At 64.7% G+C, this 25,268-nt stretch carries 29 protein-coding genes; 22 read left to right on the forward strand and 7 right to left on the reverse strand.

Going from position 1 to position 25,268, the window contains the following annotated elements; all coding sequences use genetic code 11:
• The first annotated feature begins 27 nt into the window (after window positions 1–27).
• The 9 genes from ACQPYR_RS14195 (at window position 28) to ACQPYR_RS14235 (ending at window position 9,316) form a co-directional block, all read left to right on the forward strand.
• Window positions 28–2,019, forward strand: a complete 1,992-nt coding sequence (locus tag ACQPYR_RS14195; protein WP_433632229.1) for an alpha-ketoacid dehydrogenase subunit alpha/beta — start codon at window positions 28–30, stop codon at window positions 2,017–2,019.
• A 78-nt stretch (window positions 2,020–2,097) separates the two neighbouring features.
• Complete coding sequence (locus ACQPYR_RS14200; RefSeq protein ID WP_433632231.1) at window positions 2,098–2,757, forward strand: TetR family transcriptional regulator; 660 nt, start codon at window positions 2,098–2,100, stop codon at window positions 2,755–2,757.
• Window positions 2,758–2,914: 157 nt separating this feature from the next.
• Window positions 2,915–3,667, forward strand: a complete 753-nt coding sequence (locus ACQPYR_RS14205) for an SDR family NAD(P)-dependent oxidoreductase (RefSeq protein ID WP_433632233.1) — start codon at window positions 2,915–2,917, stop codon at window positions 3,665–3,667.
• 100 nt (window positions 3,668–3,767) lie between these two features.
• The gene (locus tag ACQPYR_RS14210; protein ID WP_433632236.1) at window positions 3,768–5,291 is read left to right on the forward strand and encodes an acyl-CoA synthetase; all 1,524 of its coding nucleotides are present in this window, start codon (window positions 3,768–3,770) and stop codon (window positions 5,289–5,291) included.
• Entirely contained in the window at window positions 5,291–6,082 is a 792-nt protein-coding gene (locus ACQPYR_RS14215) for an SDR family oxidoreductase (protein ID WP_433635128.1), read from the forward strand. The genes ACQPYR_RS14210 and ACQPYR_RS14215 overlap by 1 nt, the downstream gene beginning before the upstream one ends.
• A gap of 152 nt (window positions 6,083–6,234) precedes the next feature.
• A complete protein-coding gene (locus ACQPYR_RS14220; RefSeq protein ID WP_433632238.1) occupies window positions 6,235–7,431 on the forward strand; it encodes an NAD(P)/FAD-dependent oxidoreductase in 1,197 nt (398 codons plus the stop codon).
• A 50-nt stretch (window positions 7,432–7,481) separates the two neighbouring features.
• Entirely contained in the window at window positions 7,482–7,676 is a 195-nt protein-coding gene (locus tag ACQPYR_RS14225) for a ferredoxin (protein WP_433632241.1), read from the forward strand.
• A gap of 25 nt (window positions 7,677–7,701) precedes the next feature.
• Entirely contained in the window at window positions 7,702–8,919 is a 1,218-nt protein-coding gene (locus ACQPYR_RS14230; protein WP_433632242.1) for a cytochrome P450, read from the forward strand.
• Window positions 8,920–9,052: 133 nt separating this feature from the next.
• Window positions 9,053–9,316: a hypothetical protein gene (locus ACQPYR_RS14235; RefSeq protein WP_433632245.1), complete on the forward strand. Its 264-nt coding sequence runs from the start codon at window positions 9,053–9,055 to the stop codon at window positions 9,314–9,316.
• A gap of 141 nt (window positions 9,317–9,457) precedes the next feature.
• On the opposite strand, the gene ACQPYR_RS14240 is transcribed toward ACQPYR_RS14235, so the two are convergent.
• Both ACQPYR_RS14240 and ACQPYR_RS14245 read right to left on the reverse strand, forming a co-directional pair.
• Window positions 9,458–10,195 carry an SDR family NAD(P)-dependent oxidoreductase gene (locus ACQPYR_RS14240; RefSeq protein ID WP_433632247.1) on the reverse strand — a complete coding sequence of 246 codons (738 nt, stop codon included), beginning with the start codon at window positions 10,193–10,195 and terminating at the stop codon, window positions 9,458–9,460.
• Between the two features lie 37 nt (window positions 10,196–10,232).
• The gene (locus tag ACQPYR_RS14245) at window positions 10,233–10,628 is read right to left on the reverse strand and encodes a carboxymuconolactone decarboxylase family protein (RefSeq protein WP_433632249.1); all 396 of its coding nucleotides are present in this window, start codon (window positions 10,626–10,628) and stop codon (window positions 10,233–10,235) included.
• 228 nt (window positions 10,629–10,856) lie between these two features.
• Here ACQPYR_RS14245 and ACQPYR_RS14250 point away from each other — a divergent pair, with 228 nt between their 5' ends.
• From ACQPYR_RS14250 to ACQPYR_RS14270, 5 genes are all read left to right on the forward strand, one after another.
• A complete protein-coding gene (locus ACQPYR_RS14250) occupies window positions 10,857–12,488 on the forward strand; it encodes a flavin-containing monooxygenase (protein WP_433632251.1) in 1,632 nt (543 codons plus the stop codon).
• Window positions 12,489–12,531: 43 nt separating this feature from the next.
• Entirely contained in the window at window positions 12,532–12,930 is a 399-nt protein-coding gene (locus ACQPYR_RS14255; RefSeq protein ID WP_433632253.1) for a nuclear transport factor 2 family protein, read from the forward strand.
• A 42-nt stretch (window positions 12,931–12,972) separates the two neighbouring features.
• Window positions 12,973–13,371: a nuclear transport factor 2 family protein gene (locus ACQPYR_RS14260; RefSeq protein ID WP_433632255.1), complete on the forward strand. Its 399-nt coding sequence runs from the start codon at window positions 12,973–12,975 to the stop codon at window positions 13,369–13,371.
• A 19-nt stretch (window positions 13,372–13,390) separates the two neighbouring features.
• Window positions 13,391–14,428, forward strand: coding sequence for a cyclase family protein (locus tag ACQPYR_RS14265; RefSeq protein ID WP_433632257.1), 1,038 nt, complete (start codon window positions 13,391–13,393; stop codon window positions 14,426–14,428).
• A 97-nt stretch (window positions 14,429–14,525) separates the two neighbouring features.
• Window positions 14,526–15,218 carry a TetR/AcrR family transcriptional regulator gene (locus ACQPYR_RS14270; protein ID WP_433632259.1) on the forward strand — a complete coding sequence of 231 codons (693 nt, stop codon included), beginning with the start codon at window positions 14,526–14,528 and terminating at the stop codon, window positions 15,216–15,218.
• 66 nt (window positions 15,219–15,284) lie between these two features.
• On the opposite strand, the gene ACQPYR_RS14275 is transcribed toward ACQPYR_RS14270, so the two are convergent.
• Window positions 15,285–16,223, reverse strand: a complete 939-nt coding sequence (locus ACQPYR_RS14275; RefSeq protein ID WP_433632262.1) for an SDR family NAD(P)-dependent oxidoreductase — start codon at window positions 16,221–16,223, stop codon at window positions 15,285–15,287.
• Window positions 16,224–16,306: 83 nt separating this feature from the next.
• A complete protein-coding gene (locus tag ACQPYR_RS14280) occupies window positions 16,307–17,104 on the reverse strand; it encodes an enoyl-CoA hydratase/isomerase family protein (protein WP_433632264.1) in 798 nt (265 codons plus the stop codon).
• Between the two features lie 88 nt (window positions 17,105–17,192).
• On the opposite strand from ACQPYR_RS14280, the gene ACQPYR_RS14285 reads away from it, so the two are divergent.
• The 3 genes from ACQPYR_RS14285 (at window position 17,193) to ACQPYR_RS14295 (ending at window position 19,653) form a co-directional block, all read left to right on the forward strand.
• Entirely contained in the window at window positions 17,193–17,945 is a 753-nt protein-coding gene (locus tag ACQPYR_RS14285; protein WP_433632267.1) for an SDR family NAD(P)-dependent oxidoreductase, read from the forward strand.
• The gene (locus ACQPYR_RS14290) at window positions 17,942–18,613 is read left to right on the forward strand and encodes a hypothetical protein (RefSeq protein ID WP_433632270.1); all 672 of its coding nucleotides are present in this window, start codon (window positions 17,942–17,944) and stop codon (window positions 18,611–18,613) included. Before ACQPYR_RS14285 ends, ACQPYR_RS14290 begins: the two co-directional genes overlap by 4 nt.
• A 62-nt stretch (window positions 18,614–18,675) precedes the next feature.
• Window positions 18,676–19,653, forward strand: coding sequence for an NAD(P)H-dependent flavin oxidoreductase (locus tag ACQPYR_RS14295; protein WP_433632273.1), 978 nt, complete (start codon window positions 18,676–18,678; stop codon window positions 19,651–19,653).
• 252 nt (window positions 19,654–19,905) lie between these two features.
• Here the strand turns inward: ACQPYR_RS14295 and ACQPYR_RS14300 are convergent, their stop codons facing one another.
• A complete protein-coding gene (locus ACQPYR_RS14300) occupies window positions 19,906–20,658 on the reverse strand; it encodes a helix-turn-helix domain-containing protein (RefSeq protein WP_433632276.1) in 753 nt (250 codons plus the stop codon).
• A 486-nt stretch (window positions 20,659–21,144) separates the two neighbouring features.
• Between ACQPYR_RS14300 and ACQPYR_RS14305 the strand changes: the two genes are divergently transcribed.
• Window positions 21,145–21,342: a (2Fe-2S)-binding protein gene (locus ACQPYR_RS14305; RefSeq protein WP_084508260.1), complete on the forward strand. Its 198-nt coding sequence runs from the start codon at window positions 21,145–21,147 to the stop codon at window positions 21,340–21,342.
• Between the two features lie 61 nt (window positions 21,343–21,403).
• Complete coding sequence (gene bfr, locus ACQPYR_RS14310; RefSeq protein ID WP_387285530.1) at window positions 21,404–21,886, forward strand: bacterioferritin; 483 nt, start codon at window positions 21,404–21,406, stop codon at window positions 21,884–21,886.
• A gap of 65 nt (window positions 21,887–21,951) precedes the next feature.
• Here bfr and ACQPYR_RS14315 read toward each other — a convergent pair whose 3' ends face one another.
• Window positions 21,952–22,446 (reverse strand): hypothetical protein, encoded by a 495-nt coding sequence (locus tag ACQPYR_RS14315; protein WP_433632279.1) that lies wholly within the window; start codon window positions 22,444–22,446, stop codon window positions 21,952–21,954.
• A 469-nt stretch (window positions 22,447–22,915) separates the two neighbouring features.
• Between ACQPYR_RS14315 and ACQPYR_RS14320 the strand changes: the two genes are divergently transcribed.
• Entirely contained in the window at window positions 22,916–23,359 is a 444-nt protein-coding gene (locus tag ACQPYR_RS14320; RefSeq protein WP_433632282.1) for an NUDIX hydrolase, read from the forward strand.
• A gap of 128 nt (window positions 23,360–23,487) precedes the next feature.
• On the opposite strand, the gene ACQPYR_RS14325 is transcribed toward ACQPYR_RS14320, so the two are convergent.
• Complete coding sequence (locus ACQPYR_RS14325) at window positions 23,488–23,763, reverse strand: hypothetical protein (protein WP_433632284.1); 276 nt, start codon at window positions 23,761–23,763, stop codon at window positions 23,488–23,490.
• 45 nt (window positions 23,764–23,808) lie between these two features.
• Between ACQPYR_RS14325 and ACQPYR_RS14330 the strand changes: the two genes are divergently transcribed.
• On the forward strand, window positions 23,809–24,711 hold the full coding sequence (locus tag ACQPYR_RS14330; RefSeq protein WP_433632286.1) for an oxygenase MpaB family protein: 903 nt from the start codon (window positions 23,809–23,811) through the stop codon (window positions 24,709–24,711).
• Window positions 24,712–25,016: 305 nt separating this feature from the next.
• The gene (locus ACQPYR_RS14335; protein WP_433632289.1) at window positions 25,017–25,259 is read left to right on the forward strand and encodes a hypothetical protein; all 243 of its coding nucleotides are present in this window, start codon (window positions 25,017–25,019) and stop codon (window positions 25,257–25,259) included.
• Window positions 25,260–25,268 lie beyond the last annotated feature (9 nt).

Consider the following 25,268-nt stretch of genomic DNA (forward strand, 5'->3'; position numbering starts at 1 on the left):
TCGAGCGATCGGTGAGAAACCATGACAATGACTGAATCCAACTTGCGGACAACGGACTTGGGGAATGCGGCGACGCTGACCGAGATGTACCGGAGAATGCTGACGATTCGGCGGTTCGAAGAGCACGCCGCCCGGCTTTACCGCGACAGCCGGATACCTGGATTCCTGCACCTTTCCATCGGTCAGGAGGCCTCCGCGGTCGGCGCCTGCTGGCCACTCGACGACCGTGACGTGGTGACCTCGACCCATCGCGGCCACGGCCACTGCATCGCCAAGGGCCTCGATGTCGACGGCATGTTCGCCGAGCTGATGGGCAAGGAGACCGGAACCTGTAAGGGCCGCGGCGGCTCCATGCACATCGCGGATCCGCGCAAGGGCATCTTCGGTGCGAACGGCATTGTGGGCGCGGGCCTCCCGATCGCCGTCGGCGCCGGTACCGCCGCCCAGCTGCGCCGGGACGGCGGCGTGGTGGTCGCCTTCTTCGGCGACGGCGCCATCGCACAAGGCGTGTTCCACGAATCGGTCAACCTGGCCGCGGTGTGGGACCTGCCCGTCATCTTCTTCTGCGAGAACAACGGCTACTCCGAATTCTCCGCGGCGGCCGACCAGCACCGGGCGACCCTGCGCGAGCGCGCGGCGGGCTACGGCGTCGAATACCACGGGGTGGACGGCAACGATGTGGTGCAGGTCGCGGCGCTACAGCGCGAGCTCGTCGCTCGGCTGCGCGCAGGCGCGGGCCCGATGATCGTCGAGGCCACCACCTACCGCTGGCACGGGCACTACGAGGGCGATCCCGAAAGCTACCGGGACGCCGAAGAACTCGCCGAATGGAAGAAGCGCGACCCGCTGATCCTGCTCGGCGACACCATGCGCGGGCGCGGGCCGGCCGAGCAACTGGCGGTCGTCGAGCGCGAGGTCGATGCTGTGATCGAGCACGCGATCGAGCAGGCCACCGCCGCACCGTATCCCGCCGCCGAGACGGTCGGCGATTTCGTCACCACGCCGCGTGCCGAAATCCCGGAACCGCCCACCCCGGCCGGCGGAACGCTGAAGATCATGCATGCGATCACCAATGCGCTGACCCGCGAGCTCGACGACGATCCGACCGTCTTCCTGGCGGGTATCGATGTCGGAAAAGGCGGCAATGTATACGGTTTGACTCGCGGTCTGGCCGAGAAATTCCCGGGCCGCGTCCGCGACACCCCGATTTCCGAAAGCGCGATCATGGGGACCGCGGTGGGCGCGGCGATGGCGGGCTACCGCCCGGTCGTCGAACTGATGTATTTCGACTTCGTCGGCGTCTGCCTGGATCAATTGATGAACCAGGCGGCCAAATTGCGCTTCATGACCGGCGGTGCGGTGACCATGCCCCTGGTCGTGCGCACCCAGTTCGGCGCGGGCAAGTCCTCCGGCAGTCAGCATTCCCAGAGCCTGGAGGGTCTGCTCGCGCATATCCCCGGGTTGACGGTGGTGATGCCGTCGACTCCGGCCGACACCTATGGTTTATTGCGGGCCGCGATCCAGGATCCCAATCCGGTGATCTTCATCGAGAACCGCCTCCTGTACGGCAAGAAGGGGCCCGAGCCGTCGGCGGATCATCTTGTGCCACTCGGCAAGGCGATCGTGCGACGTCCGGGTGTGGATGCGACCGTGGTGTCGTATTCGAAGATGATGTACGACTGCATCGCCGTCGCCGATCGCCTGTCCGCCGAGGGCATCGAGGTCGAGGTCATCGACCTGCGGACCATCAGTCCACTGGACTTCGATACCGTCCTGACTTCGCTGAAAAAGACGAATCGTCTGGTGGTCGTCCATCAGGCCGTCGGCGAATTCGGTGTCGGCGCCGAACTGGCTGCCCGCGCGGTCCGCGAGGGATTCTGGTACCTGGACGCGCCGGTGATCCGGGTGACCGCCGGTGCGACACCCGCGCCGTACACTCCGGCGCTGGAGCAGATCTGGCTGCCCGACGAGGCGCGCATCGAGGCCGCGATTCGCGAATCGCTGGACGCCCACCCGTGACAGACACCCACACGGTAGTTTCTACCGACCGTTCACTCTGCGTATACTCGGTTCGCACGCGACCGCGGGAGGGATGAGATGGCTCGACCACCAGGACACGGACCCGCCTACGAGGTCAAGCGACAGGAAATCATCGATACGGCCGCGGCGCTGTTCGCCAAAAAGGGCTATGCCGCGACCGGGATCATCGAGATCGGTGACACGGTCGGCTTGGCCAAGGGTGCGCTGTACTACTACATCGGCTCCAAGGAAAATCTGCTCGTCGAAATCCAGGGCCGGGTTCTCGATCCGTTGCTGGCGGTCGCCGCGCGTATCCAGGAGTTGGATGCGCGGCCACTGGTCAAACTTCGGCTGTTGTCCGAGGAATTGCTGAACGTCATCTTCGAACGCTTGGACCACATCTGGGTGTACGAACACGACTATCGCCAACTGACCGGCGAAAATCTGTCTCGCATGCTCGAGAAGCGCAAAGAAGTCGAGCATGTCGTGCGGTCGCTGCTGGTCGACGCGATGGACGACGGATCGCTGCGCAAGGCCGACCCGACCCTGGCCATGCTGCAATTTCTGAATATGCACAACCGCACCTATCAGTGGCTGGACCCGGATAAGCGCTGGGATGCGAAATTCCTGTCGAAGTCCTACTGCCACACGCTCTTCAATGGCTTCGCCGACGGCAAATGCGATCTCGATGCGCTGGAAGCGCAGGTCGAGGCGCAGACAGCAGCGAGTACCGCCTAGCACCTCACCGACAGAACGCCGCGTTCGGCAACCACGTGTTGTCCGACGCGGCGTTCGGCATTTCCGGGCCGGCACGCGAAACCTTGACAGATTTGCGGTTTTGGTTTTGTATACCGAGTGTTCTAATTAATTCACTGTCCCGACTTGGGAGGCCGACATGGGTTCGAGGCTCGAAGGCAAGACCGCGGTGGTGACCGGCGCGGGTGGCGCGCTCGGCTCGGCGGTCGCGCTGCGCTGCGCCGAGGAGGGGGTTCGCGATCTCGTCCTCGCCGATCTCGATGTCGATGCCATGGCATCGCTGGCGGATACATTGCACGACAAGGGAATTGCCGTGGCAACCGAACGGCTCGACGTCGCCGACGGTGACGAGTTCGACGCGCTCATCCGGTCCGCAGTCGAGCGCAGCGGCACCGTCGATGTGCTGGTGAATACCGCGGGCATCGTGTCGCCGAACGCTCGCATCCACCATCTGTCCACCGAGGACTGGCAGCGCACGATGTCGGTCAACTTGACCGGCACCTTCCATGGCATCCGCGCCGTCGCCCGTGCGCTGCGCAAGAAGGCGAATGTCTCCATCGTCAATATCGCCTCGGTCAGCGGGCTGACCGCTTGGGCGTATGCCGCGCCCTACTGCGCCTCGAAGGCTGGAGTGATCCACCTGACCCGGGTCGCCGCACTCGAGTACGCCAAGGAGGGAATTCGGGTCAACGCCGTATGTCCCGGCACCTTCCCGACGGCTGTGCACGACGGCCTGCCCGCCGAGGCGATGAATGCGATCGAGGCCAAGCATCCGCTCGGATTCGGCGCACCTGCCGACATCACCGGCGCGGTCGTCTATCTCGCCGGCGATGAATCCCGTTGGGTAACCGGGCATTCCCTGGTCGTCGACGGCGGCTACTCATTGCCGTGATGCGGCGGAACCGTCGCCGGTGGTTGTCTGTCGCGCCACAGTTGATTAGTCTGACCGGTACAGAAAACTTACAGCTTCCTCTTCACAGCGAAGGCCCTGAATGTTCAACTTCGCCGCCGTGTTCGACCGGAACGCGCAACAATACGCAGCCGAAATCGCATTGTCCGAAGGCGATCGGGCCCTGACCTACGCCGAGTTGCGCAGCCGAGTGCATGCGCTTGCCCTCGCGCTGCGTGAACTGGGCGTCGACGCGGGCGATATCGTCGCCGTGCTGTTGTACAACCGGGTCGAATTCGTGGAAACCATGCTCGCGGCCAATCAGATCGGCGCCGCGATCATGCCGCTGAACTATCGGTTGTCTCCGGCGGAATGGCAGTACATTCTCGAGCATTCGAACGCCGGCGCCATCGTGACGGAGTCGGAGTTCACGACGGGGATCGATGCATTGGCGCCATCGCTGCCGCTGTTGCGACACCGCGTGACGCTGGATGCCGCACCGGATCCGTCGTGGCTGGAATACGACGCGCTGGTCGGGCCGAATATCGGCCGGACGATCGAGGTCGTCGATGTGGAACCAGATGCGCTGCAACGACTTATGTACACCTCGGGCACGACCTCGCGCCCGAAGGGTGTGATGATCTCGCATCAGAATCTGACCTGGAAGAACCTCGCGCACATCCTCGAGTTCTCGCTGACCGCCGCGGACAACACTCTGGTGTGCGGCCCCCTCTACCACGTGGGCGGTATGGATCTGCCGGGTCTGGCCACCTTCCACGCCGGCGGCCGGCTGAGCCTGATCCGCCGGTTCGACGCCGCCGAGGTGATGGACGCGATCGAACGGCTGCGCCCGACCAATGTCTGGCTGGCGCCGTCGATGATGAACGGCCTGCTGCAGCTGCCCGATATCGCCGATCGCGACACCTCATCGATCCGCTTCATCACCGGCGGTGGTGAGAAGATGCCCATTCCGCTGCTCGACCGGATCGCCGATGCGTTTCCGGGTGTCTGGTTCGCCGACGCCTACGGCCTCACCGAAACCGTTTCCGGTGACACCGTCAACGATGCCGAGCACATGCGATCGAAGGTCGGCTCGGTCGGGCGGCCGGTGGCCGATGTCGAGGTCGCCGTCGTCGACGAGCGCGATACCCATGTTCCGGCAGGACAACTGGGTGAGATCGTCATCCGCGGGCCCAAGGTGACCTCCGGCTACTGGCGGGACGAGGCGGCCACCCGCTCGGCCCTGCGCAACGGGTGGTTCCACACCGGCGATATCGGCCGTCTCGACGAAGACGGCTACCTCTACATCGAGGACCGCAAGAAGGACATGATCGTCTCGGGCGGGGAGAATATCGCCACCCCGGAGGTCGAGCGGGTGCTGTACGAGAACCCGGACGTCGTCGAGGCGGCGGTCGTCGGCATGCCGCATCCGCGCTGGGGTGAGGTACCGAAGGCATTCGTCGTGCTGCGTGCGGGCAGCCACTTCGACGCCGAGGCGCTGAAGGATTTCTGTCGCACCCGCTTGGCCAAGTACAAAGTGCCCGCGGAGATCGAATGCATCGACACCTTGCCGAGAACCCCTTCCGGGAAGGTGCTCAAGCGCGTATTGCGCGACGGTACCGCCTGATTGGCAATTCGTGTGCCCAGCGCATGGTCGATTCGGTGGACGTGCTGCTGCTCGTCGACCGGGACGAAGCGACGGTGACCGCAGCGGCCGAGGAACTGGACCAGGCCGGGCGCGCCAGCGTCGAACCGTTCGTCCTCGATATCACCGATGTCGACGGTTTGGCCCGGCTCGCGGCGCACACAGGCGAACTCGGCACTCTGCGTGCGGTGGCGCACGCGGCGGGCATCTCGCCGACGATGGGGGATTGGCGCCGGATCTTCGAGGTCGACTTGATCGGCACGGCTCGGCTGGCCGAGGCGCTGCGGCCGCTCGCCACGACGGGGACGGCGCTGGTGTGCTTCGCGTCGATGTCGCCGATGCTCGATCCCAGCGTGCCCGACCCGGCGGCATTGGCGATCCTGGATGATCCGCTCGACGAGAGGTTCCTGGAGCGCATGCGCGAGACACTCGGCGTGTCCGTCGAGAATTCGGGCATCGCGTACAGCTGGGCCAAGCGCGGCGTGCACCGGTTCGTGCGGCAGGAGGCACTGCGCCTCGGTCCGGCCGGCGCGCGCATCTGCTCGGTATCGCCGGGTGTCATCGCAACGCCCCAGGGCAAACAGGAAGCCGAAGCGCATCCGATCATGGGCAAGCTGGTCGAGGGCACGCCGCTGCGGCGAATGGGTAAATCGGGTGAGGTTGCCGCCGTGGTCGCCTTCGCGCTGTCGGATCAGGCGAGTTTCCTCAATGGCATCGACCTGCTCGTCGATGGCGGCGCGTATGCCGCCGTGCAGGTCGCGGCCGGGAATTAGGTCCACTCTTTGGCGGGCTCGGCCGAGCCCGCTCTGTTGCGGGGACAGACGACAGTTGATTGTACCGACCGATAGGTCTAACATTTGATTGTTGCCTGGCACGAGGCAGTCGAACGGGAGTCGCAGATGAGGTATGTTCGCGAGGCAGTCGCGTGACCGCGCCGGATCGGGTGCTGGTGGTCGGTGCGTCGGCGGCTGGACTGTCGACGGTGGAATCACTGCGGCGCAAGGGTTTTCAAGGGCGGATCACGGTGCTCGGCGATGAGCCGCATGTGCCCTATGATCGGCCGCCGCTGTCCAAGCAGGTGCTTTCGGGTGCGTGGGAGCCGGATCGGGCCGCACTGCGCAAGCAGGAGATGCTGGCGGCATTGGATGCCGATTTCGTACTCGGGGCCGAGGCGACGGGGCTGGATCCGAGCACCCGAACCGTGCGCACTGCTGCCGGGCACGAATTGCAGGCGGAGGCGGTCGTCCTCGCCACGGGTGTGCGGGCGCGTACATTGCCCGGTCAGGGTGACCTGATCGGTGTGCACGTATTGCGTACCCTCGACGACGCGCTGGCGCTACGGGCGGACCTACTGATCAGCTCGCGGTTGGTCGTCGTCGGCGAGGGTGTCCTCGGTGCCGAAATCGCCGCCACCGCACGCACACTCGGGCTGGATGTGACGATGACCGGTCCGCAGTCGGCCCCCATGGCTCTGCAGGTCGGCCCGATGGTGTCGAAACGGTTGGCGGACTTGCACAGCGAGCGTGGTGTGCGGCTGCGGCTGGGCACCGGTGTCGTCGGCTTGGACGGCGTGGACGGTCGGGTCACCGGCGTGCGGCTCAATACCGGCGAAGTACTGCCCGCCGACGTGGTGGTCGTCGCGATCGGCGCGGCCCCCGCGACCGAGTGGCTGAAAGACAGTGGGCTGCAGCTCGATAACGGTGTGGTCTGCGATTCCCGCTGCCGCGCCGCCGAGGGAATCTACGCCGTCGGCGACCTGGCCCGGTGGCATCACGAGCAGTTGGGCGGGCTGATCCGCGTGGAGAACCGGACCAATGCCACCGAGCAGGCCGCGGCCGTCGCCGGAGTGATCATGGGGGAGGACCACCCCTATGTGCCGGTGCCCTACTTCTGGACCGATCAATTCGACGTGAAGATCCAGGTGCACGGCAGGCTCCCCATCGGCGCCGAGGTCGACATCGTCGACGGTGACCCGGCGGCCGGGAGGTTCGTGGCGCGGTACCGCGACGCGGGTGTTGTCACCGGAGTCCTCGGCTGGAATATGCCCAAGCAGACTCGCCTGCGCCGACAGGAGATCGTCGATGCGCTCCCGAGTCTCGCGGCCACCAGCCCTCGCCGCTGATCGCCTTCAGCCCCAGCCCAATTCACCGAAAGACCCAGGAGAGACCCCCGATGAAGGTTGTTATCGACGAAGACAAGTGCGTCGCGGCCGGGAATTGTGTTGCCGCCGCTATCGAGGTGTTCGATCAGCGCGACGAGGACGGCATCGTGGTGCTGCTGAACGAACACCCATCGGCCGAACAGGCCGAGGACGTCCGTCAGGCGGCGGCCGTCTGTCCCGCGATGGCGATCTCCATCGAGGAATGAAATGTCGACCCAAGGAGAGCCGATCATGACCGAGACCGTGGATATCCCGGAATACCCGACGCCGCGAGATGCCAAGTGCCCGTTCCTGCCCTCACCGGAACTGCGTGAGCTGCACGCCGCCGGTGTCCCGCTGTCGCGAGTGCGCACCTGGGATGGTCTGACCCCGTGGCTCATTTCATCGCACGCCGTCCAGCGACAGGTAATGGCCGATCCGCGGGTCAGCGCCAATGATCATCTGCCCGGGTTCCCGTATATGACCCGTGCCATCGCCGAGACGATCCACGAACGGCCGAAGACCCTCTTCGACACCGACGGCCCCGAGCACGCGCGATTGCGCCGGATGCTGACGAATTCGTTCACGCGCGGGCGGATGGAGAAGGTTCGCCCGGCGATCCAGCGGGTCACCGATGACCTCATCGATAAGATGCTGGCGGGCCCGAACCCGGCCGACCTGGTGGAGGCGCTCTCGCTACCGCTGCCGTCGCTGATGATCTGCGAACTCCTCGGCGTGCCGTACGAGGATCACGACTTCTTCGAGGCGCACGCCAAGATCACCAATGGTCGGGAGGTGACCCCGGAGGAGAGCAACGCTTCGAATGCGGAACTCGGCGCCTACCTGGGCAAGCTGATCGTGGCCAAGATGGAAAAGCCCGAAGAGGATGTGGTCTCCGACCTCGCGGCGCGGGTCAAGGCGGGCGAGCTGGATATGCCCGGCGCCACCATCATGAGCATGATCATGCTCATCGCCGGTCACGAGACCAGCGCGAATATGATCACGCTCGCGACCGCGCTGCTGCTGCAGATTCCGGACCAGCTGGCACTGCTGCGCGAAACCGAGGACAAGAAGGTCATCGCGGGCGCGGTCGAGGAACTGCTGCGCTATCTGACCATCCCGCATCTGCTTCAGCGGCGTATCGCCACCGAAGATATCGAGGTCGAAGGACACACGATCCGTGCGGGGGAGGGCATCATCAGTTCGTTGCCCTCGGCCAACTTCGACCCGGCGGCCTTCCCCGAGCCCGAGAAGCTGGATCTCCTGCGCGAGGCGCGCCACCATCATGCGTTCGGCTGGGGCCCGCACCAGTGCATCGGCCAGCAGCTCGCGCGCATCGAACTCGAGGTCGTATTCGGCACCCTCTACCGTCGGATCCCGACGCTGCGGTTGGGCGTCGACTTCGATCAGTTGCGGTTCAAGGGTGATTCACTCGCGTACGGCATCTACGAACTGCCCGTTGCCTGGTAACGAACAGTATCCTCATTTCTAAGACTAGACCGACCGGTACAAGTAACCTTGGGTGCGGATCCCTGAACCGATTGCCACCCGCGCATCGAGGGACAAGAGAGGTACCGCATGTTCAAGGAGTTCGTCGCCTCCGGTGACTCGCACATCATCGAACCGGTCGATCTGTTCAAACCCGGCTGCCGTCAAGGCCCGGCACATCACCGGATTGACGACCATCATGTGGGGCAACGATTACGCGCATGCGGAGGGAACTTTCCGCGGCAGCGCCGAATGCATCGCCGAGAATTTCGACGGGGTTCCCGATGAGGATCGCGCGGCCATCCTGGGCGGCACCCTCGCCGACATCGTCGGTTTCGACAAGTCCGAGAAGCTCGCCGAGGTCCCCGAGGGCGTCTGACCCACACCTGCCGTCGGCCGGATTCGCCTCCAGATCCACATCATCGGGGACCAGCACCGGCGCCGTTGCCGGGAAGCGGGAGTGTCGAGCACTCCCACCAGGCGAATCCATCCGGCCGCGCGGCTTCGGCGGATCGAGTTGTCAGAACAGGTAGCGTCCGCCGTTCACGCTGAGCGTCTGACCCGTGACGTAACCGGCTTCGTCGGAGGCGAGATAGGCGACCGCGTGGCCGATCTCTTCCGGCTGCCCGGCCCGCTTCATCGGCATATGCGCCGCCGCCGCTTCCACGTCGATGGTCTGGCGGGTCAGCGGGGTGTCGATGAATCCGGGCGGAACATGGTTGACGGTGATTCCCTGTTCGATGAACTCGACCGCCAACGCCTTCGTCAGGCCGATCACGCCGCCCTTGGAAGCCGCGTAGTGGGCCATGCCCGGTGCTCCGGTCTGTGCGGAGGATGAGGAGATATTGATGATCCGGCCCCAACCAGCCGCGAGCATATCGGGGACCAGCGCCTTGGTGACCAGGAAGGGGCCCTTGAGATTGATCCCGATCATGCGATCCCAGGAATCCTCGGACAGGCTCGTGAAGGGCTCGTACGTGGTGATTCCGGCATTGTTGACCAGCACGGTGACGGGTCCGAGCTCGGCGTGGGTGCGGGCCGTCGACGCCGCGATGGCATCGGCATCGGCCGCGTCGCCGACGATCGCGATGGCGGTGCCGCCCGCTTCGCGGATCGAGGCGACGGTCTTTTCGGCGTTGTCCAGGTTCAGATCCCAGATCGCGACCGCGGCGCCCTTGGCCGCGAGTACGGTCGCGATGGACTGGCCGATCCCGCTACCGCCGCCGGTGACGACGGCGATCTTGCCTGCGAGTGACATATTCGTTCCTTTGCGTCGAAATCGGTTGCCGGGCAGGTTATTCGCCCGGTGCCGATTCGCCCAGCGCGGCACGGGCGGCGGTGCGTGCCGCGGTCGCGCGCGGGAATCCGGCATAGCCGCTGGCGTGGTAGATGACCTCGGCGATCTCGTCCTTGGTCAGTCCGTTGGTCAAGCCGATGCGGACGTGGTGGCCGAATTCGGTCTCGGACCCGAGCGCGATCAGGATGCCGAGCGTGACCAGGCTGCGATCGCGTGGGGTGAGTCCCTCCCGGCCCCACAGCTGGGCCCACACGCTGACCAGGCCGATCTCGACGAGGTCCTCACCGAGTTGACCGTCGCGCAGGTCGATATCGCCCTCGGGAAAGACGCCGGGCAGGGCCGCGCGCATCACCGCGAGACCCTCGGTGCGCAAGTCGGTGTCCTTGGTTGTCATCAGCGACTCCCATCGCATTCCGTTGTGCTACTGGCTGGCCGTAATGTTAGAACAATCGGTCGGTACAATCAATGAGTTGGCGGCGTTCCCGCGTGCGAAATGTTCGGGCGAGGACGCTGTTGATTCCGATCGGATTCGGCTCTAGTCTCGTGACCAACGTCATAGACCGACCGGTCGAAACATCTTTGGCGTCGTGCAGCAGGCGACCCATTCGAGATTGGAGAACGCATGAGTGGATCGGCGAACGCCGCTGGTACGAAGGCTGACGCGGTCGACGTCCTGGTGGTCGGCGCGGGCGTGACGGGCATCTATCAGCTGTACCGGGCCCGCGAGGAGGGCTTCTCGGTGCAGCTGCTCGAGGCGGGCGACGGCGTCGGCGGGACGTGGTACTGGAACCGCTATCCCGAGGCGCGTTTCGACTCCGAGAGCTATACCTACGGCTACCTGTTCTCGAAGGAACTGTGGGAAGAGTGGGAGTGGTCGGAGCGGTTCACGGGCCAGCCGGAGAACGAGCGCTACTTCAACTTCGTGGTCGACCGATTCGATCTGCGCCGCCATATCCGGTTCGGCGTCCGGGTGACCGCCGCGGAATTCGACGAGTCGGCCGGGATCTGGACGGTGCGCACGGATGACGGTGCGGAGCATCGCGCACGCTTCCTGGTCGCCGCGACCGGCGTGCTCTCGGTGCCGTTCATCCCGGAGGTACCCGGACGCGAGGCCTTCGGCGGCCAACAGCACCACACCGGTCGCTGGCCGAAGACGCCGGTCGACTTCACCGGCAAGCGCGTCGCCATTATCGGCACCGGATCCAGTGGTGTGCAGATTGTTCCGGCCATCGCCGACCAGGTCGCCTCGTTGACGGTGTACCAGCGGACTCCCGACTGGTGCACACCGCTGAACAATGCGCCGCTCACCCCGCAGGAGCGGGCCGAGATCAAGGCCGACTTCGAACGGATCCGCGAGACCCTGAACACCTCGCCGAGTGGGTTCCTGCATGCGCTGCCCAGCCGCTTCTCGACCGACGATACGGCCGAACAGCGGCAGGCTTTCTTCGAAAAGATGTGGAACAGCCCGGGTTTCACGAAGTTGACCGAAAACTACATCGACTTCACCACCAATCCCGAAGTGAACAAAGAGTTCTGCGAATTCATCGCGGACAAGATCCGCGGCATCGTCACCGATCCTGCGACGGCCGATAAGCTCATCCCGAAGGACCACAGCTACGCCGGTCGGCGTCCACCCTTCGTGACCGGATACTTCGAGGCCTACAACAAGCCGAACGTTTCGCTCGTCGCGCTCAAAGAGACCCCGATCGTTCGTATCACCGAGACTGGGATCGAGACGGCCGAAGGCCTGCGTGAGTTCGACATCATCATCTGGGCGACCGGCTACGACTTCGGCACCGGTGCGCTCAATCGGCTCGGCGTCCGCGGCCGCAATGGCCTTGCGCTCGAGGAGTATTGGGCGGATGGGCCCAACACGTACCTCGGCGTCGCGGCGGCCGGTTTCCCGAACTTCTTCTTTCCCGGCGGGCCGCACGGCGCACTCGGCAACAATCCGCGCTATGCCGGCGACCAGGTCGACTGCGTCATCGGGGCGTTGGTGCACGCGCGCGACAACGGCTACGAGGTCATCGAGGTGGACCGGGCCGCGGAAGCGGAGTGGACCGAAACGGTCAACGGCAGTGGCTCGCTGTTCTTGGAGAGCAGCTATTTCTACGGGTCGAACATTCCCGGCAAGGCGGTCAAGCAGCTGCTGAATCCGACCGGGCGGCCCAACCTGCAGCGGCTGATCGCCGAACTCGCCACTAGCGAGTACTCGGCATTCATCCTGTCCAAGGTCGAGGAAGCGGCCGCGTAATAAGCGCTCGAGCAGGTTATTCCGTTCAATGAGAGAGAAGAAAATGAGCGAATCCAACGAAGCCCGCATCGCGGCAGGCGTGCGTGCGGCGATCGGTGCCCACACCCAGGCGCAGGACGCCGGGCAGGCCGATGAAATCGTCGCCCTGTACGCGCCCGACGGGGTGCTCGAGATTCCGGGCATGGACCCGATCAGCGGTCACGACGCGCTGCGCGCGGCATTCGAGGGCTGGGCGCCGACGGCGCCGCAGCGTCACTTCGTCGCCAACACCCTGATCACCGCGCTGACCGCGGAGGAGGCGACGGCCGTGAGCGACGTCGCCTTCTTCCAGCGCGGCGAGGCGGGCTGGGCGGTGCAGGTCGTCGGTCGATACGAGGACACGCTGCGCCAAAACGACGGAGCCTGGCTGTTCCAGCACCGCAAGACGACGTACCTGACCTAGCAGCGTCGAATCCGCCTTAACCAGAACATCTTTGGAGAATAAGTGAGCGAGTCCACCCAGGCGCAGGTCGCGCACGGTGTCCACACCGCCATCGCCGCGTACGCGCATGCGCTCGACGACGGACGAACCGACGATATCGTCGCGCTGTTCAGCCCCGATGGCGTCAGCGAGATCATGGGCGTCGGCACCTTCGAGGGCCACGAAGCCATCCGCCAGGTCTATGCCGGATTGCTGCCGACCCAACCGCAGCGACACCTGGTGGCCAACACCGTCATCACCTCCTGGACCGAGGACGAGGCGACCGCCAACAGCGACCTGGTCTTCCTGCAGCGCGGCGAATCGGGCTGGGCCGTACTGATCGCGGGCCGCTACGAGGACACCCTGCGCCGGGATGACGGCGCATGGCACTTCCAGTACCGCAAAACCACCTACGTGATGTGAGAGAGATCAGGAGCAACCCGTGACCAAACGGTGGAAGCAACGCCCGCCCGGCTCGAACTGGGGCGATTTCGGCGACGACGATGAGTTGGGGCGGGTCAATCTGCTCACCCCGGAGAAGGTTCTGCAGGGGGTGCGCGAGGTCGAACACGGCATCACCTTCAGCCTGAGCCTGCCGCTGGACTACCCGGGCGGTAGCGCGATGAACCAGCGCCGGTATCCGCCGATCCTTCGGCCGACCGAGGATCTGGCGCACAACCAGGACACCTTCTACAACGTCGTCGCCCGCGACAAGATCGCCCCCAGCTTCATCGATCTGTGGAGCGACGATGTCGTGACGCTCTGGCTGCAGTACTCCACGCAGTGGGACTCGCTGGCGCATCAGGGCGCGTTGTTCGACGCGGACGGTGACGGTGTCGCGGAACCGGTGTACTACAACGGATTTCGCCCCGGGACCGATATCGTCGGTCCCCAGGAGGACGCCAAGGGTGATGGCAGCGGAAGTGTCTCCTTCGCCAAGCACCTCGGTTGCGAGCACATGGCAGCGCACGGCATGCAGGGCCGCGGTGTCCTGATCGACGTATCGCACCTCGGAAGCGACTGGCAGCCGGTCGATTTCAAGATGCTCAAAGACATCATGGCCAAGGACAATGTCGTCGTGGAACCGGGCGACATGCTCCTGCTGCACACCGGCTTCGCCACTCAGGTGCTCGCCTGGGAGAAGAACCCCGGTCCCGAGATCCAGGCAATGTACCCCTACCTCGACGCGACGGATGAGTCGCTGCTGGAGTGGATCGCCGAATCGCAGATCTCGGCGCTCGTCTCGGACAACTACGCGGTCGAAGGCTGGGCCCCCGACAGCGAGACGCCGCACACGCTGCTGCCGATCCACAACCTGTGCCTGTTCAAGCTCGGCATCCCGCTGGGTGAGCTCTGGTACACCGAGGAACTGGCGACCTGGCTGCGCGAACACGAGCGCAGCCGCTTCCTGCTGACGGCGCCGCCGCTGCGCCTGCCCGGGACGATGGGCAGCCCGCTGACCCCGGTCGCGACCGTCTGACGCGGGTCGGCCGGATTCCAGATTCGGTTCGGTGCAGGTGAGGCGCTAGGCCTGACCTGCACCGAGCTGTTTTCGCTCGAAGGAAGGGAGCGCCGCGATGCCTGCAACGCGCACGGAACGCGCGAAAACCGCCCGCTACTACCGCAAGCGGGAGCAAGTGGTGGATGTCGCCGTCGAGCTCTTCTCGAAGAACGGCTACGCGAGCACCGGGGTCGCCGATATCGGCACCGCCGCCGGACTTGCCCGGGGTGCGCTGTACTACTACATCGGTTCCAAAGAAGAGCTGCTGGCCGAGATCCACGACCGCGTAATGGATCCACTGCTCACCGAGGCCTCGGCGATCGTCCGGCTGGATATCGGCTTCCAGACCCGTCTGCGATTGCTCTCGGAATCGCTACTGCGCCAGATCGTGCACCGGCAAGATCATGTGTGGGTCTTTCTGCACGAGCACCATCAACTGCAGGGTGAATACCGCATCCGATTCCGGGCCAAGCGCCAGCGTTTCGAGTCGCAGATCCGCGACGTGCTCGCCGACGGGCATCGGCAGGGCAAGCTGCGGGTACGGGATCTGGAACTCACCACACTCGCGTACCTGAACCTGCACAACTACACATATCAGTGGGTGGGCCGGCGCGCGGATCTGCAGGTGGACGAGCTCGCTCGCTTCTATTGCGAGATCTTCTCGAGCGGAATTCTGATCGAGCGGATCGACGAGGCGGCGGCCGAAGCCGAACTGGCGCACGGCCGTTCCGTGCTCGGTGTGCTGCTCGCGAAGGGGGTCGAACACTAGTGAGCCCGTCGCTCGCCGCACCTGTCCCACCAGGTGCGGCAAGCGACGGGCTGCTGCCGGTCGTCGCTATGACGTCGCGTCTGTGCTCATCTGAGCGAACTGATGCTTCAGGAATGTGGCGGACCAATTCATCAGATCCGTCGGCACGTAATACCCGGTCTCGTCATTGATCGCCGTCCAGTGCGCGGCGACATCCTCGATCGTGGCCGGGCCCTGTGCCAGATAGCCTTCCGTCGAGGCCAGGAACAGTCGCGCGAAGCGGCCCGCTCCCGCGGTGTAGATCTCGCCGTTGACCGGGCAGCTCTCGTGGGCCAGGAAGGCGGCCATCGGCGCCACCGACTCCGATGGCATGGCCGCGGCGGCGGCCGCGGCATTCTCGTCGCTGTCGGGATCGCCACCGGCCATGCGGGTATAGGCCGCCGGCGCAAGCAGATTCACCTTGATGCCGTGCGGTTCACCGGCCAGCTTCGCACTGCGCGCCAGGCCGATGAGGCCCGCCTTCGCCGTCGCGTACGGCAGGTTGACGTCCATGCCGAAGATTCCGCTCGAGGTGGTCAGCACGACTCGGCCATAGCTCTGGTTCAGGAAGTGCGGCCAGGCGGCCTTCATGGTGTTGAACGAGCCGAGCAGATGTACGGCGAGGTGCCGCTCGACATTGCCCAGTTCGACGTCGGGCAGGCCCGCATATCTGACGATGCCCGCGTTGTTGATCAGGATGTCGATGCGGCCGAACCGGTTCACCGCGGCGTCGATGATCGCCTGGGCTCCGGCCGGTGTCGAGACGTCGTTGCCGTCGGCGACGGCCGAACCACCGGCCGCGGTGATGCCGTCGACGACCGCCTGGGCGGGTGTGGTGTCGGCGCCGTCGCCCTCGATCGATCCACCGAGGTCGTTGACGACGACGCTCGCCCCGCGTTCGGCCAGGAGCCGGGCGTGGGCCCGCCCGATGCCGCGACCCGCGCCGGTAACCACCGCGACGCGGCCCTGGAAACTCAACTCACTCATTCGCGACTCCTGTCGTACTTCATTGTCGATCCGTGGCCCCGGTCACCGTATTTTAGACCAATCGGTCAGTACATACAATGAAGTTACCGGCCCTGGAAGGTCGCTTTTCGCGGGCCGTCCTGGACGAAGCTGCGCAGACCGTGCTGTCCGTCCTCGCTTGCGAAGCATCGGGTGATCAGATCGGCTTCCAGCGCCAGCCCGTCCTCGATCGGCATGTCGAACCCGTTGTCGATCGCCTGCTTGGCATACCTGAGTGCGAGCGGGCCGCGGGCGTAGTAGAGGCCTCGCTCGACGGCGGCGTCGAACACGTCGGCGTCGTCGAGCAGTTGATCGATGAGGCCGATGCGCAGGGCCTCCTCCGCGCGCACAGGGCGTCCGGTGAGGATCAGATCCTTTGCTCCGGCGAGTCCGACGATCCGCGAAAGACGTTGCGTCCCACCGGATCCGGGCATGATTCCGAGTGTGATCTCGGGCAGGCCGAGTACGGCGCCGCGACCGCCGATGCGGAAGTCGGCGGCCAGCGCCAGCTCGCAGCCGCCGCCGAGCGCGTAGCCGTTGATCGCCGCGATCGTGATCTGCGGAGCCGTAGCCAAGGCGTGAAATGCTTTTTGCAACACCCGGTTTCGCTGTCCGAATGCCTCGGGGGACAGGCCGAGCATCTCCTTCACGTCGGCGCCTGCCGCGAAGTGTTCGCCGCCGGTGATCACGACCGCCCGATAGGTGGTGCTGCTGTGCAGTTCCGTCGCAACGGTTTCGAGTAGATCCCACATCTGCTGGTCGAGCGCGTTCACCGGATGGCGCTGGATGCGCAGAATGGCCAGTCGCTCGTCGCCGGGATGCGGCTCGAGCTCGACCTTGGCGGGCGCTGGATTGCTGGTCACTATTCGATGCCTCCGTTTGTGTGCTACGTTCGCGGTACAGTGTACCGACCGGTCGAAGAATTTATCGGTGGATGGACGGTGAGATGCAATGGGTATGGGGCATGCCGACGTATCGGGGCGACGCGTAGTCATTACCGGCGCCGGACGCGGCTTGGGACGGGTGCTCGCGACCGCCTTCGACGCCGCGGGGGCGCAGCTGGGATTGGTCGCGCGGTCGGAGCACGCGCTGCGCGAGGTGGCCGACTCCGTGCACGGTGACCCGGTGGTGTGCGCGGGTGATGTGCGCGACGACGAGTTCAACGACACCGTGGCCGAACGCATGGTCGAGCGCTTCGGTGGCGTGGACGTGTGGATCTGCAATGCCGGTGTGTCACCGGAGGTTTCGACGGTGACGCAGACCAAGCCCGCGGTGTGGCGCGACATCATCGACGTGAACCTGACCGGAACCTTCCTAGGCGCGCGTGCGGCGGCGTCGGTGATGGGGGAGGGCGGTCGGATCATCGTCACGGGTTCGGTCATCGGTCAGCGACCGCGTGCCGGACTTTCCGCGTACGCGGCCTCCAAGAGCGGTGCCCACGCCCTGGTTCAGGCCCTCGCGCAAGAACTCGGACCACGTGCGATCACCGTCAACGCGGTCGCGCTCGGCTGGTTCGACACCGGGATGGGAGCGCACTGGCACCGAGATGCCGAGCGCGAGAACGATATCGTCGGCCATACCGCCCTCGGGCGCTGGGGAACTCCCGCCGACCTGCCCGGCATCTATCTGTTCCTGGCCGCCGAATCCTCGGCCTATGTCACGGGTACGACGATCACGGTCGACGGCGGATATTCACTGCTGTGACCGCTGCCCCGCGCTACACCGCCGCCCAGGCCGCGGCCGCCGCCGGGGTACCGCTCGCGCGGGCTCGCCGGTACTGGTGCGCGCTCGGTTATCCGGCCGCGGATGCGGCCGATCTCGAATTCACCGAATCCGATATCGAGATGCTGCGCACGATGATCGGGTTCGTCGCCGAAGGTGCGGTGGCCGAACCCGATTCGCTGCGGTTGGCCCGGGTATTGAGTCGCTCCATCGCACATCTGGCGCAGTTGCAGGTGGAGATCGTCACCAGCCGGTCGGGAGCCAACGGTATCGGGCGCGCCGAGGCGGTCCGAGTCCTGACGGACCGGACTTCGGAGGTGCAGTGGTTGCTCGGGCAGATCTGGCGTCGCCAGTTGAGCGTCGCGGTGGCCATGCCCGAGGCCGACGAGTCCACGTCGGCTGTCTCGGGCGTGGGCTTCGCCGATATCGTCGACTTCACGGAACTGAGCCGGGATCGCTCCGATATCGCGCTGACGCGCCTCATCGCGCGATTCGAATATCGCGTCACCGAGATCGTCATCGACTGCGGTGGTGACGTCGTCAAGGCGCTCGCCGGACATCCCGGCTTCGACCTCACAGCGCTGGAACCTGCGGATATTCGAGGATTCGGCCTGATGACACCGATCCTATTGCGCAATAAAGTATCCTGATTTCCGTCGCGGCCGTCACCATCAGCGCATTCCCGACCTCCGGCCGCGTTCGAGGAGATTCCATGAGCGTGTCGCCCGTCCTGCGCGACCGACTGCGCCTGCCCGTTATCGCGTCCCCGATGTTCATCGTGTCGAATCCGGAGTTGGTCATCGCCCAGTCGATCTCGGGCATAGTCGGATCGTTCCCCTCACTCAATGCGCGCCCGGAATCCGAACTGCGGCACTGGCTCACCCGGATCACCGAGGCGCTTGCCGAATTCGATGCCCGAAATCCGCAGACGCCGAGCGCGCCGTACGCCGTGAACCTGATCGTGCACAAGACCAACGATCGGCTCGATCACGATCTTGCGGTGGTCGAGGAATTCCGCGTCCCCATCGTGATCACCTCGCTGGGCGCACGGCCTGAGGTCAACGAACGCATCCACGCCTACGGCGGCATCGTGCTGCACGACGTGATCAACAATGTCTTCGCCCGCAAGGCCGTCGACAAGGGCGCCGACGGACTCATCGCCGTGGCGGCGGGCGCGGGCGGTCACGCGGGAACGCAGTCGCCGTTCGCATTGGTCCAGGAGATCCGGAGTTGGTTCGACGGACCGCTGGTGCTGTCCGGATCGATCGCGCACGGCAACTCGGTATTGGCCGCCCAGGCGGCGGGTGCCGACTTCGCCTACATCGGGTCGATGTTCATCGCCACCGACGAGGCGAACGCGGAACCCGACTACAAGCAGATGATCGTCGATTCGACCGCCTCGGACATCGTCTACAGCAACCTCTTCACCGGCGTGCACGGCAACTATCTGCGCGGCAGCATCATCGCCGCCGGACTCGACCCCGAAGCGCTACCCAGATCCGACTCCGCGGCAATGGATTTCGCCGGCGGCAGCGCCAAGGACGCGAAGGCTTGGCGCGATGTTTGGGGTGCCGGTCATGGCATCGGCAACGTCGATGCGGTACGTCCGGCCGCCGCCGTCATCGACCGCCTCATCGAGGAGTACGAGACGGCTCGGGCCCGTCTGTCGGCCGTACCCGTCCGTACGTGACGTTGGTGCCAGGGAACCCGCACCGATGCTGCGGCGGCCGAGCGGTGGTTGGTGAGTCGCTGCGTAACTGTCATATCGCTGGGTATGGCGGGTTATGACGGCTACTTGCGAAGAAGGTGAGTCTCTGATGTTGATGGATATGTTCTGGATGAGCGTGAACTTCTTGCGTTCCATGCTCGGCATGTGATCACCGACCACATCCACGGCCGGTGCCTGTCGCAATGCGGCAAGGACCGGCCGCTTCATATCCGGTCAGAGTGTCAGCACTCCGTGTGATCTGAGGAGTTTTGTGAGATTGGTGCTGACCAATCCAGCCGCCCGCTTTACCGCTTCGGCCACGGCCGGGATTCGCTGGACTTCGGCCACGGTCGCCGCCAGCGCCGCGACGATCTCACCTGCGGGGCCGTGCACCGGCGCAGCCACACAGGCGAGTCGGAATCGGCTCATATCGGTGTCGTAGGCAAGTTCGGTGTCACTGCTCATGGTGACTCGGCGACGCCACTCTCGCGCCGAAAAACCCTCTGGCGGTGTGGGATTCGGATGACCGAAGGCCAATGCCTGTTCGGCGGCCGTGCCCGGAGGTAGCAGTACTCCCGGCCGCAGGGGAAAGATCTCGTCGATCTCGCGTCCGATGCCGCCGATGAGCATGGTGTGTCCCCGGTCGGTCACCGCGAGGCTGAAGCCGCCGCGATCTGATGTCGCGGTCAGCTGTCGCAGCGGCTGTGCCGAGGCCGCCCGGAGCAGCCGCGCTGGTTGCCAGGTCTGGCCGAGCCGGAACACCCGGGGGCCGATCTGATAGCGGCCCCCACGCCGCTGCACCGCACCCTCGGCCACCAACTGGTTGAGCAGCCGGTACGCCGTTGCCTTCGGTAATCCCGCTGCCACCGCCAACCGGGTCAAACCCATTTCGTTGCCGTGTGCGAGCACCTCGAGCAAGGCGAATGCCCCCTCGAGCACGCTGCGCCCGCCAATGGTCCCCGTGTTGTGCGTGATTGCTTCGCTCACTGTCTGTCCTCCCGTTCAGATAGTGAGAAGCCTCCGACTTCCAGCTCTCATCCGCGTTTCACAGACGTCTCACGGCGCTGCGGGAACCTCGGGCGATCACGAACCAGGTGGTTGATCGACCCGAACGTGCACGGCGGGAGGGACTTCGGGGTTTTCCATGATTGGCATCGACTCACTCCTCGGGGGTGTCGGTGGCTTGTCCACACTGTCGCGGCAGGTAAGTAGGCGTCCAGGGCATAGTCCGCTGGACGAACCGGGCCTTCCGGCGATAACGGTGCAGGTTCGCTCAGCGGACCCGGCCCTCGACGCTCGCTCGCCTGTCGGCGCAGCATTGGCGGCAGCAATCACGCAATCGCCGCGATCGCTCGAATAGTGCCGAGAGGCTATTGACAGGAATCGGGATGGGGGTGCTATACATTAGGGGAGGCTTACCTCTTTAGATGAGGCTAACCTCGTGAAGTGTCCCGCTCGCACAATGAGGCATCCGTGTACGTCTGTATCTGCAACGCCGTCTCCGAATCGGACGTGCACAGCTGTGTCGCCGCAGGCGCCAGCTCGACCGCGCAGGTCAAAAAGGCGTGCGGTTGGAAGCCCGGCTGTGGGAGCTGCACTCGTCGCCTTTCGGAGGTCGTCGGCCGAGCCTGTGCGGCCCCTGCTCAGGGCGTCGAGGTGCCCGCTGCATAGTCCGACACGATAGGCCGTCCTTACCGATTCGCCGCTTGTGAGCTGTGACACCATCACACCCATGGAAGGCGATAAGGAAATCATCACGCTGCTCAACGAGCAGCTGACAGCCGAACTCACGGCCATCAACCAGTACTTCCTGCACGCCAAGATGCAGGAGAACTGGGGTTTCACCAAACTTGCCAAGCACACCCGCCACGAGTCCATCGATGAGATGAAGCATGCGGAGGTGCTCACCGATCGCATCCTCTTCCTCGAAGGGCTGCCCAACTATCAGAAGCTCAACCCGCTGCGCATCGGCCAGACCGTCCCCGAACAGTTGCGGGCCGATCTGAAGATCGAGATGGAGGCTGTGGACCGGCTGCGCGGCGGTATCGAGCTGATGCGCTCGCGCGGTGATGTCACCTCCGCGCGCATCTTCGAGTCCATTCTCGAGGATGAGGAATCGCACGTCGACTATCTGGAAACCGAACTCGACCTGATCGAGAAGCTGGGCGAGCAACTGTACCTGCAGCGTTTTACCGAGACCCCGGAAGGCGATTGACATCGTCACCGGTTCCGGTCCGTCGAGCTCGGCGCCCGGAACCGGTGATCGTCAGGTGCCTGCATTCAGCGGATCGGCTGCGTGACGGCGTCGTGTTCGTCGTTGACCAGATGGAATGCGATCGCGAGATCATCGATTACCGCCTGCCACGCGGCCTGGCTGCCCTCGCCGCGTGGATCGCGGGCCAGCGCCAGCAAAGTGGTGGCGGCGTCGACGGCCTGCACCGCGGCGGCCAATAGCGCGGGCACGGGAGTCGGGGCATTGCGGGAGGCAAGTGTGGCGATGTGGTGACGCAGCCACCGTGCGTCGAACTGCGCCTGCGCCGACACATCACCGACGGCGGCTTGCTCGGCGGTCGCGGCCATCGACCAGTGGCCCATGTACTGCCCGAGTGGGTCCTGGACTACCAAGTCCCGCAGCTCACTACTGATCAAACCGTGTAGCCGACCCGCTAGCTCGGCGCGTTCGACGGGCGGTTCGGCTGACCAGTTGGAAGCGGTTCTTTCCATGTCGGCCTGCAATACCGCCAGCACGGCTCGCAATTGCGCAGCTGTCGCCACCTACGCCCCTCTCCGTCGTTCATTCCGAGCTACCGTTGCGCGACAACACTTCGTGGACCCAAACGACTACTTCGAACCCTCCCGGCACTTCCGCTGCACGGCCGTTCGTGTCGACGTCCGCCACCCGACGATAAGTGCAGACACGACGATACAGAAGCAGACAATCTCGAGCTACCGACAAGCGGCAGCCATTGGTCGCTGTATCCACCAGGGGGAGCGTCGGTTCCGGACATCGTGAACATTCTGGACCAGGTATTGAAACCCTTGCGTTCAATACTTGAATCGAAGCGGTTCAAAAGAACGCCGTGGGAGGCGCCTCGGGTCGGCAGGTCGACCGGGCGAAATCAATTGCGCGAACACACCTCTGGTGCCTGCTGTCCTGCGGCGGGCCCGTCACGTTAATATTGGGATGATTGCTTTCACTCCAAATGCGGCGCGTCCGCCCGACCGAAGGCTGGTGAGTCCGCCGATGTCGGTATCGATGTTCGATGAGGCGCTTCCACGCGGCGAACGTGATGGAGTCGGTCTGCGAGTCGGTGCGATCATCGACCGGGGCGGGGAAGTGTTGCTGCTGGAGGCCCACAGCACCGGACCGCTCCCGCTGACCCGCAAGCTTCCGGGTGCCACGGTGGAACCGGGCGAATCGGTCTCCGCCGCACTGATTCGCGGAGTCCGCCAAGAGACCGGGCTGACCGTCACCGATATCGGCCGCCACATCGGCGACTTCGACTACCTGTCGCCGGCCGGAAAGCCCGTGCGGCGCTTGCATTTCGCCGTCGCGGTGGCAGCCACCAGCCCGATCGTCCTGTCTGCTCACGCCGATTACGTATGGGCGCCGCTGGACGGTGACCTGCTCGTGACGCCATCCATCCGCGGCATCCTCGAAACCTACCGGGACCTCCTCAGCCGCTGAGCGTCGGTCCGATACTCGATATCGGTTGTTCCCGTGCGCTTTTCACGCTGAACGCGCCCGTCGGGCACGTCGACGGCCCACGCCTCCACGCTGGTCGAGTCGCGGGATCGGCGATGCCGGGCTACAACTCACAGGGAGCCGATCGCGGCTGCCCGGCGCGTGCTGCGGATTGTCGATTTCTGCCCAATAATGTTACCCACAATTCGTGAGCCGCCAAGCCGGTGCTTGTGGCAGTGGCCCGCACATTTTCTGAATTTAGCGGCGCGTTTCCGCGCGGTATGCCAGTGCGCCTGCTGGCAATAAGTTACTGTATATTCACGCTGCTTCGGCCTCTTGATCGCCGGGGAAAGGGCTGTATGGTCGTCCGCTGTCAGATCGGGGGAGGAAAACGACAGCACGTCCATACGCATCTCATCGGCCGCTACAGACCCGACAACGGAAGGAATCCGATGACCGCAACCGCTGAACCGCTGCCCACCGTGGGACCGCTGACCACCGAGGAAACCCGGATCCATATTCCGGCCATCCATCGCTCGCAGACCAAGCGGCCGCTGAAACTCGCTGACGCACTGGACTTCTGGAATTTCGCGGGTGCCGCGGCCAATGTGGTGATGCAGATGGCGCGACCCGGTGTCGGCTATGGCGTTTCGGAGAGCCGAGTGGACTCCGGCGCGCTCATGGTGCATCCGTGGAAGCGGGCCAGGACCACCACGCAGTATCTGGCGGTGGCGATCCTGGGTACCCAGGATGAGATCGATGCCTATCGGGAGGCGATCAATGTCGCGCACCGTCAGGTGCGGTCGGGTCCCGATAGCCCGGTCAAGTACAACGCCTTCAACCGTGATCTCCAAAAGTGGGTCGCTGCTTGTCTTTTCATCGGTTTCGAAGACACCTACCAGTTGTTGCACGGCAAGATGAACGATGAGCAGGCCGAGCAGTTCTATCAGACCGCTTCCACTCTGGCGACCGGTGTGCAGGTCACCAAGGATATGTGGCCCGCCACGCGCAAGGACTTCGACCGCTACTGGAACGAGGCGAGCAGCCACGCCGTCCTCGACGACAAGGTCCGCGCCTACCTGGATGATCTGCTCAACCTCCGGATGATCCACTGGTATCTGCGGCTGCCGTTCCGAAACCTGTTGAAGTTCTTGACGATCGGTTTCCTGGCACCGTATTTCAAGGAGCAACTCCAGGTCGAATGGACCGACGCCGATCAACGTCGCTTCGAACACCTCTTCCTGTTCGTCGGGTTCGTCAACCGCTTCATCCCACGCTTCCTGCGCTTCGCACCCACCTACGGGCTGATGCGAGACCTGCGTTGGCGCATCCGCAAGAACAAGAGCCTCATTTGAGAACTCCCTTGCAGGCATCGCCCCATAATTCTTTGCCCCCAAGCCGTCTCGTCCGCCCACGGCTGGCGGCAAGCCGTCCTGGCTTACAACCACTCCACCGTCTACGTCAACCAAGTACGCAGCGCCGCAATCGGTTACGAGAGCTGATGGAGCACGGCCTGGACTTCCCTCAGGGTGGTGGCCCAGCGAAATCTCGGTCGGCCGTCGACACGCATTGATGCCTGAGCGCTGCGACGGTCTATCCTGCGGGTACGGCCGAGGATGATGGCGGAAAGCATCCGGGTTGCGCGAGTGGGTGAGTGATCATGAAGACGAGATCGGCGGAGACGGTGAAATGCCGTGGATGTCGCTGCTGGTGGCCTTTGAGCGCGCACAATGTGTGCCATTGTTCCCAATGCCATCAGACGTTCACCGGTGAGAAGGCTGCGACGCTGCATCTGGTTGTGGATTATCGCCACAAACCGCACGTCATCTGCCGCACGCCGCAGAGCGTCGGCCTCGTTGATGCCGGCCGCGACTACCCCTGCTGGGGCTTGCCGCAGAATTAGCCGGTTCTG

Source organism: Nocardia sp. CA-120079 (assembly GCF_050955745.1).
Lineage (GTDB): Bacteria > Actinomycetota > Actinomycetes > Mycobacteriales > Mycobacteriaceae > Nocardia.

What these genes read in the sequence shown, in the direction of transcription:
- ACQPYR_RS14250 (WP_433632251.1), top strand. Translation starts at nt 10,857, where the DNA reads ATGAGTGGATCGGCGAACGCCGCTGGTACGAAGGCTGACGCGGTCGAC.
- ACQPYR_RS14325 (WP_433632284.1), bottom strand. Translation starts at nt 23,763, where the DNA reads ATGGACGTGCTGTCGTTTTCCTCCCCCGATCTGACAGCGGACGACCAT.
- ACQPYR_RS14200 (WP_433632231.1), top strand. Translation starts at nt 2,098, where the DNA reads ATGGCTCGACCACCAGGACACGGACCCGCCTACGAGGTCAAGCGACAG.
- ACQPYR_RS14210 (WP_433632236.1), top strand. Translation starts at nt 3,768, where the DNA reads ATGTTCAACTTCGCCGCCGTGTTCGACCGGAACGCGCAACAATACGCA.
- ACQPYR_RS14225 (WP_433632241.1), top strand. Translation starts at nt 7,482, where the DNA reads ATGAAGGTTGTTATCGACGAAGACAAGTGCGTCGCGGCCGGGAATTGT.
- ACQPYR_RS14270 (WP_433632259.1), top strand. Translation starts at nt 14,526, where the DNA reads ATGCCTGCAACGCGCACGGAACGCGCGAAAACCGCCCGCTACTACCGC.
- ACQPYR_RS14275 (WP_433632262.1), bottom strand. Translation starts at nt 16,223, where the DNA reads ATGAGTGAGTTGAGTTTCCAGGGCCGCGTCGCGGTGGTTACCGGCGCG.
- ACQPYR_RS14335 (WP_433632289.1), top strand. Translation starts at nt 25,017, where the DNA reads ATGAAGACGAGATCGGCGGAGACGGTGAAATGCCGTGGATGTCGCTGC.
- ACQPYR_RS14205 (WP_433632233.1), top strand. Translation starts at nt 2,915, where the DNA reads ATGGGTTCGAGGCTCGAAGGCAAGACCGCGGTGGTGACCGGCGCGGGT.
- ACQPYR_RS14320 (WP_433632282.1), top strand. Translation starts at nt 22,916, where the DNA reads ATGTCGGTATCGATGTTCGATGAGGCGCTTCCACGCGGCGAACGTGAT.
- ACQPYR_RS14330 (WP_433632286.1), top strand. Translation starts at nt 23,809, where the DNA reads ATGACCGCAACCGCTGAACCGCTGCCCACCGTGGGACCGCTGACCACC.
- ACQPYR_RS14285 (WP_433632267.1), top strand. Translation starts at nt 17,193, where the DNA reads ATGGGTATGGGGCATGCCGACGTATCGGGGCGACGCGTAGTCATTACC.
- bfr (WP_387285530.1), top strand. Translation starts at nt 21,404, where the DNA reads ATGGAAGGCGATAAGGAAATCATCACGCTGCTCAACGAGCAGCTGACA.
- ACQPYR_RS14255 (WP_433632253.1), top strand. Translation starts at nt 12,532, where the DNA reads ATGAGCGAATCCAACGAAGCCCGCATCGCGGCAGGCGTGCGTGCGGCG.
- ACQPYR_RS14195 (WP_433632229.1), top strand. Translation starts at nt 28, where the DNA reads ATGACTGAATCCAACTTGCGGACAACGGACTTGGGGAATGCGGCGACG.
- ACQPYR_RS14295 (WP_433632273.1), top strand. Translation starts at nt 18,676, where the DNA reads ATGAGCGTGTCGCCCGTCCTGCGCGACCGACTGCGCCTGCCCGTTATC.
- ACQPYR_RS14230 (WP_433632242.1), top strand. Translation starts at nt 7,702, where the DNA reads ATGACCGAGACCGTGGATATCCCGGAATACCCGACGCCGCGAGATGCC.
- ACQPYR_RS14245 (WP_433632249.1), bottom strand. Translation starts at nt 10,628, where the DNA reads ATGACAACCAAGGACACCGACTTGCGCACCGAGGGTCTCGCGGTGATG.
- ACQPYR_RS14240 (WP_433632247.1), bottom strand. Translation starts at nt 10,195, where the DNA reads ATGTCACTCGCAGGCAAGATCGCCGTCGTCACCGGCGGCGGTAGCGGG.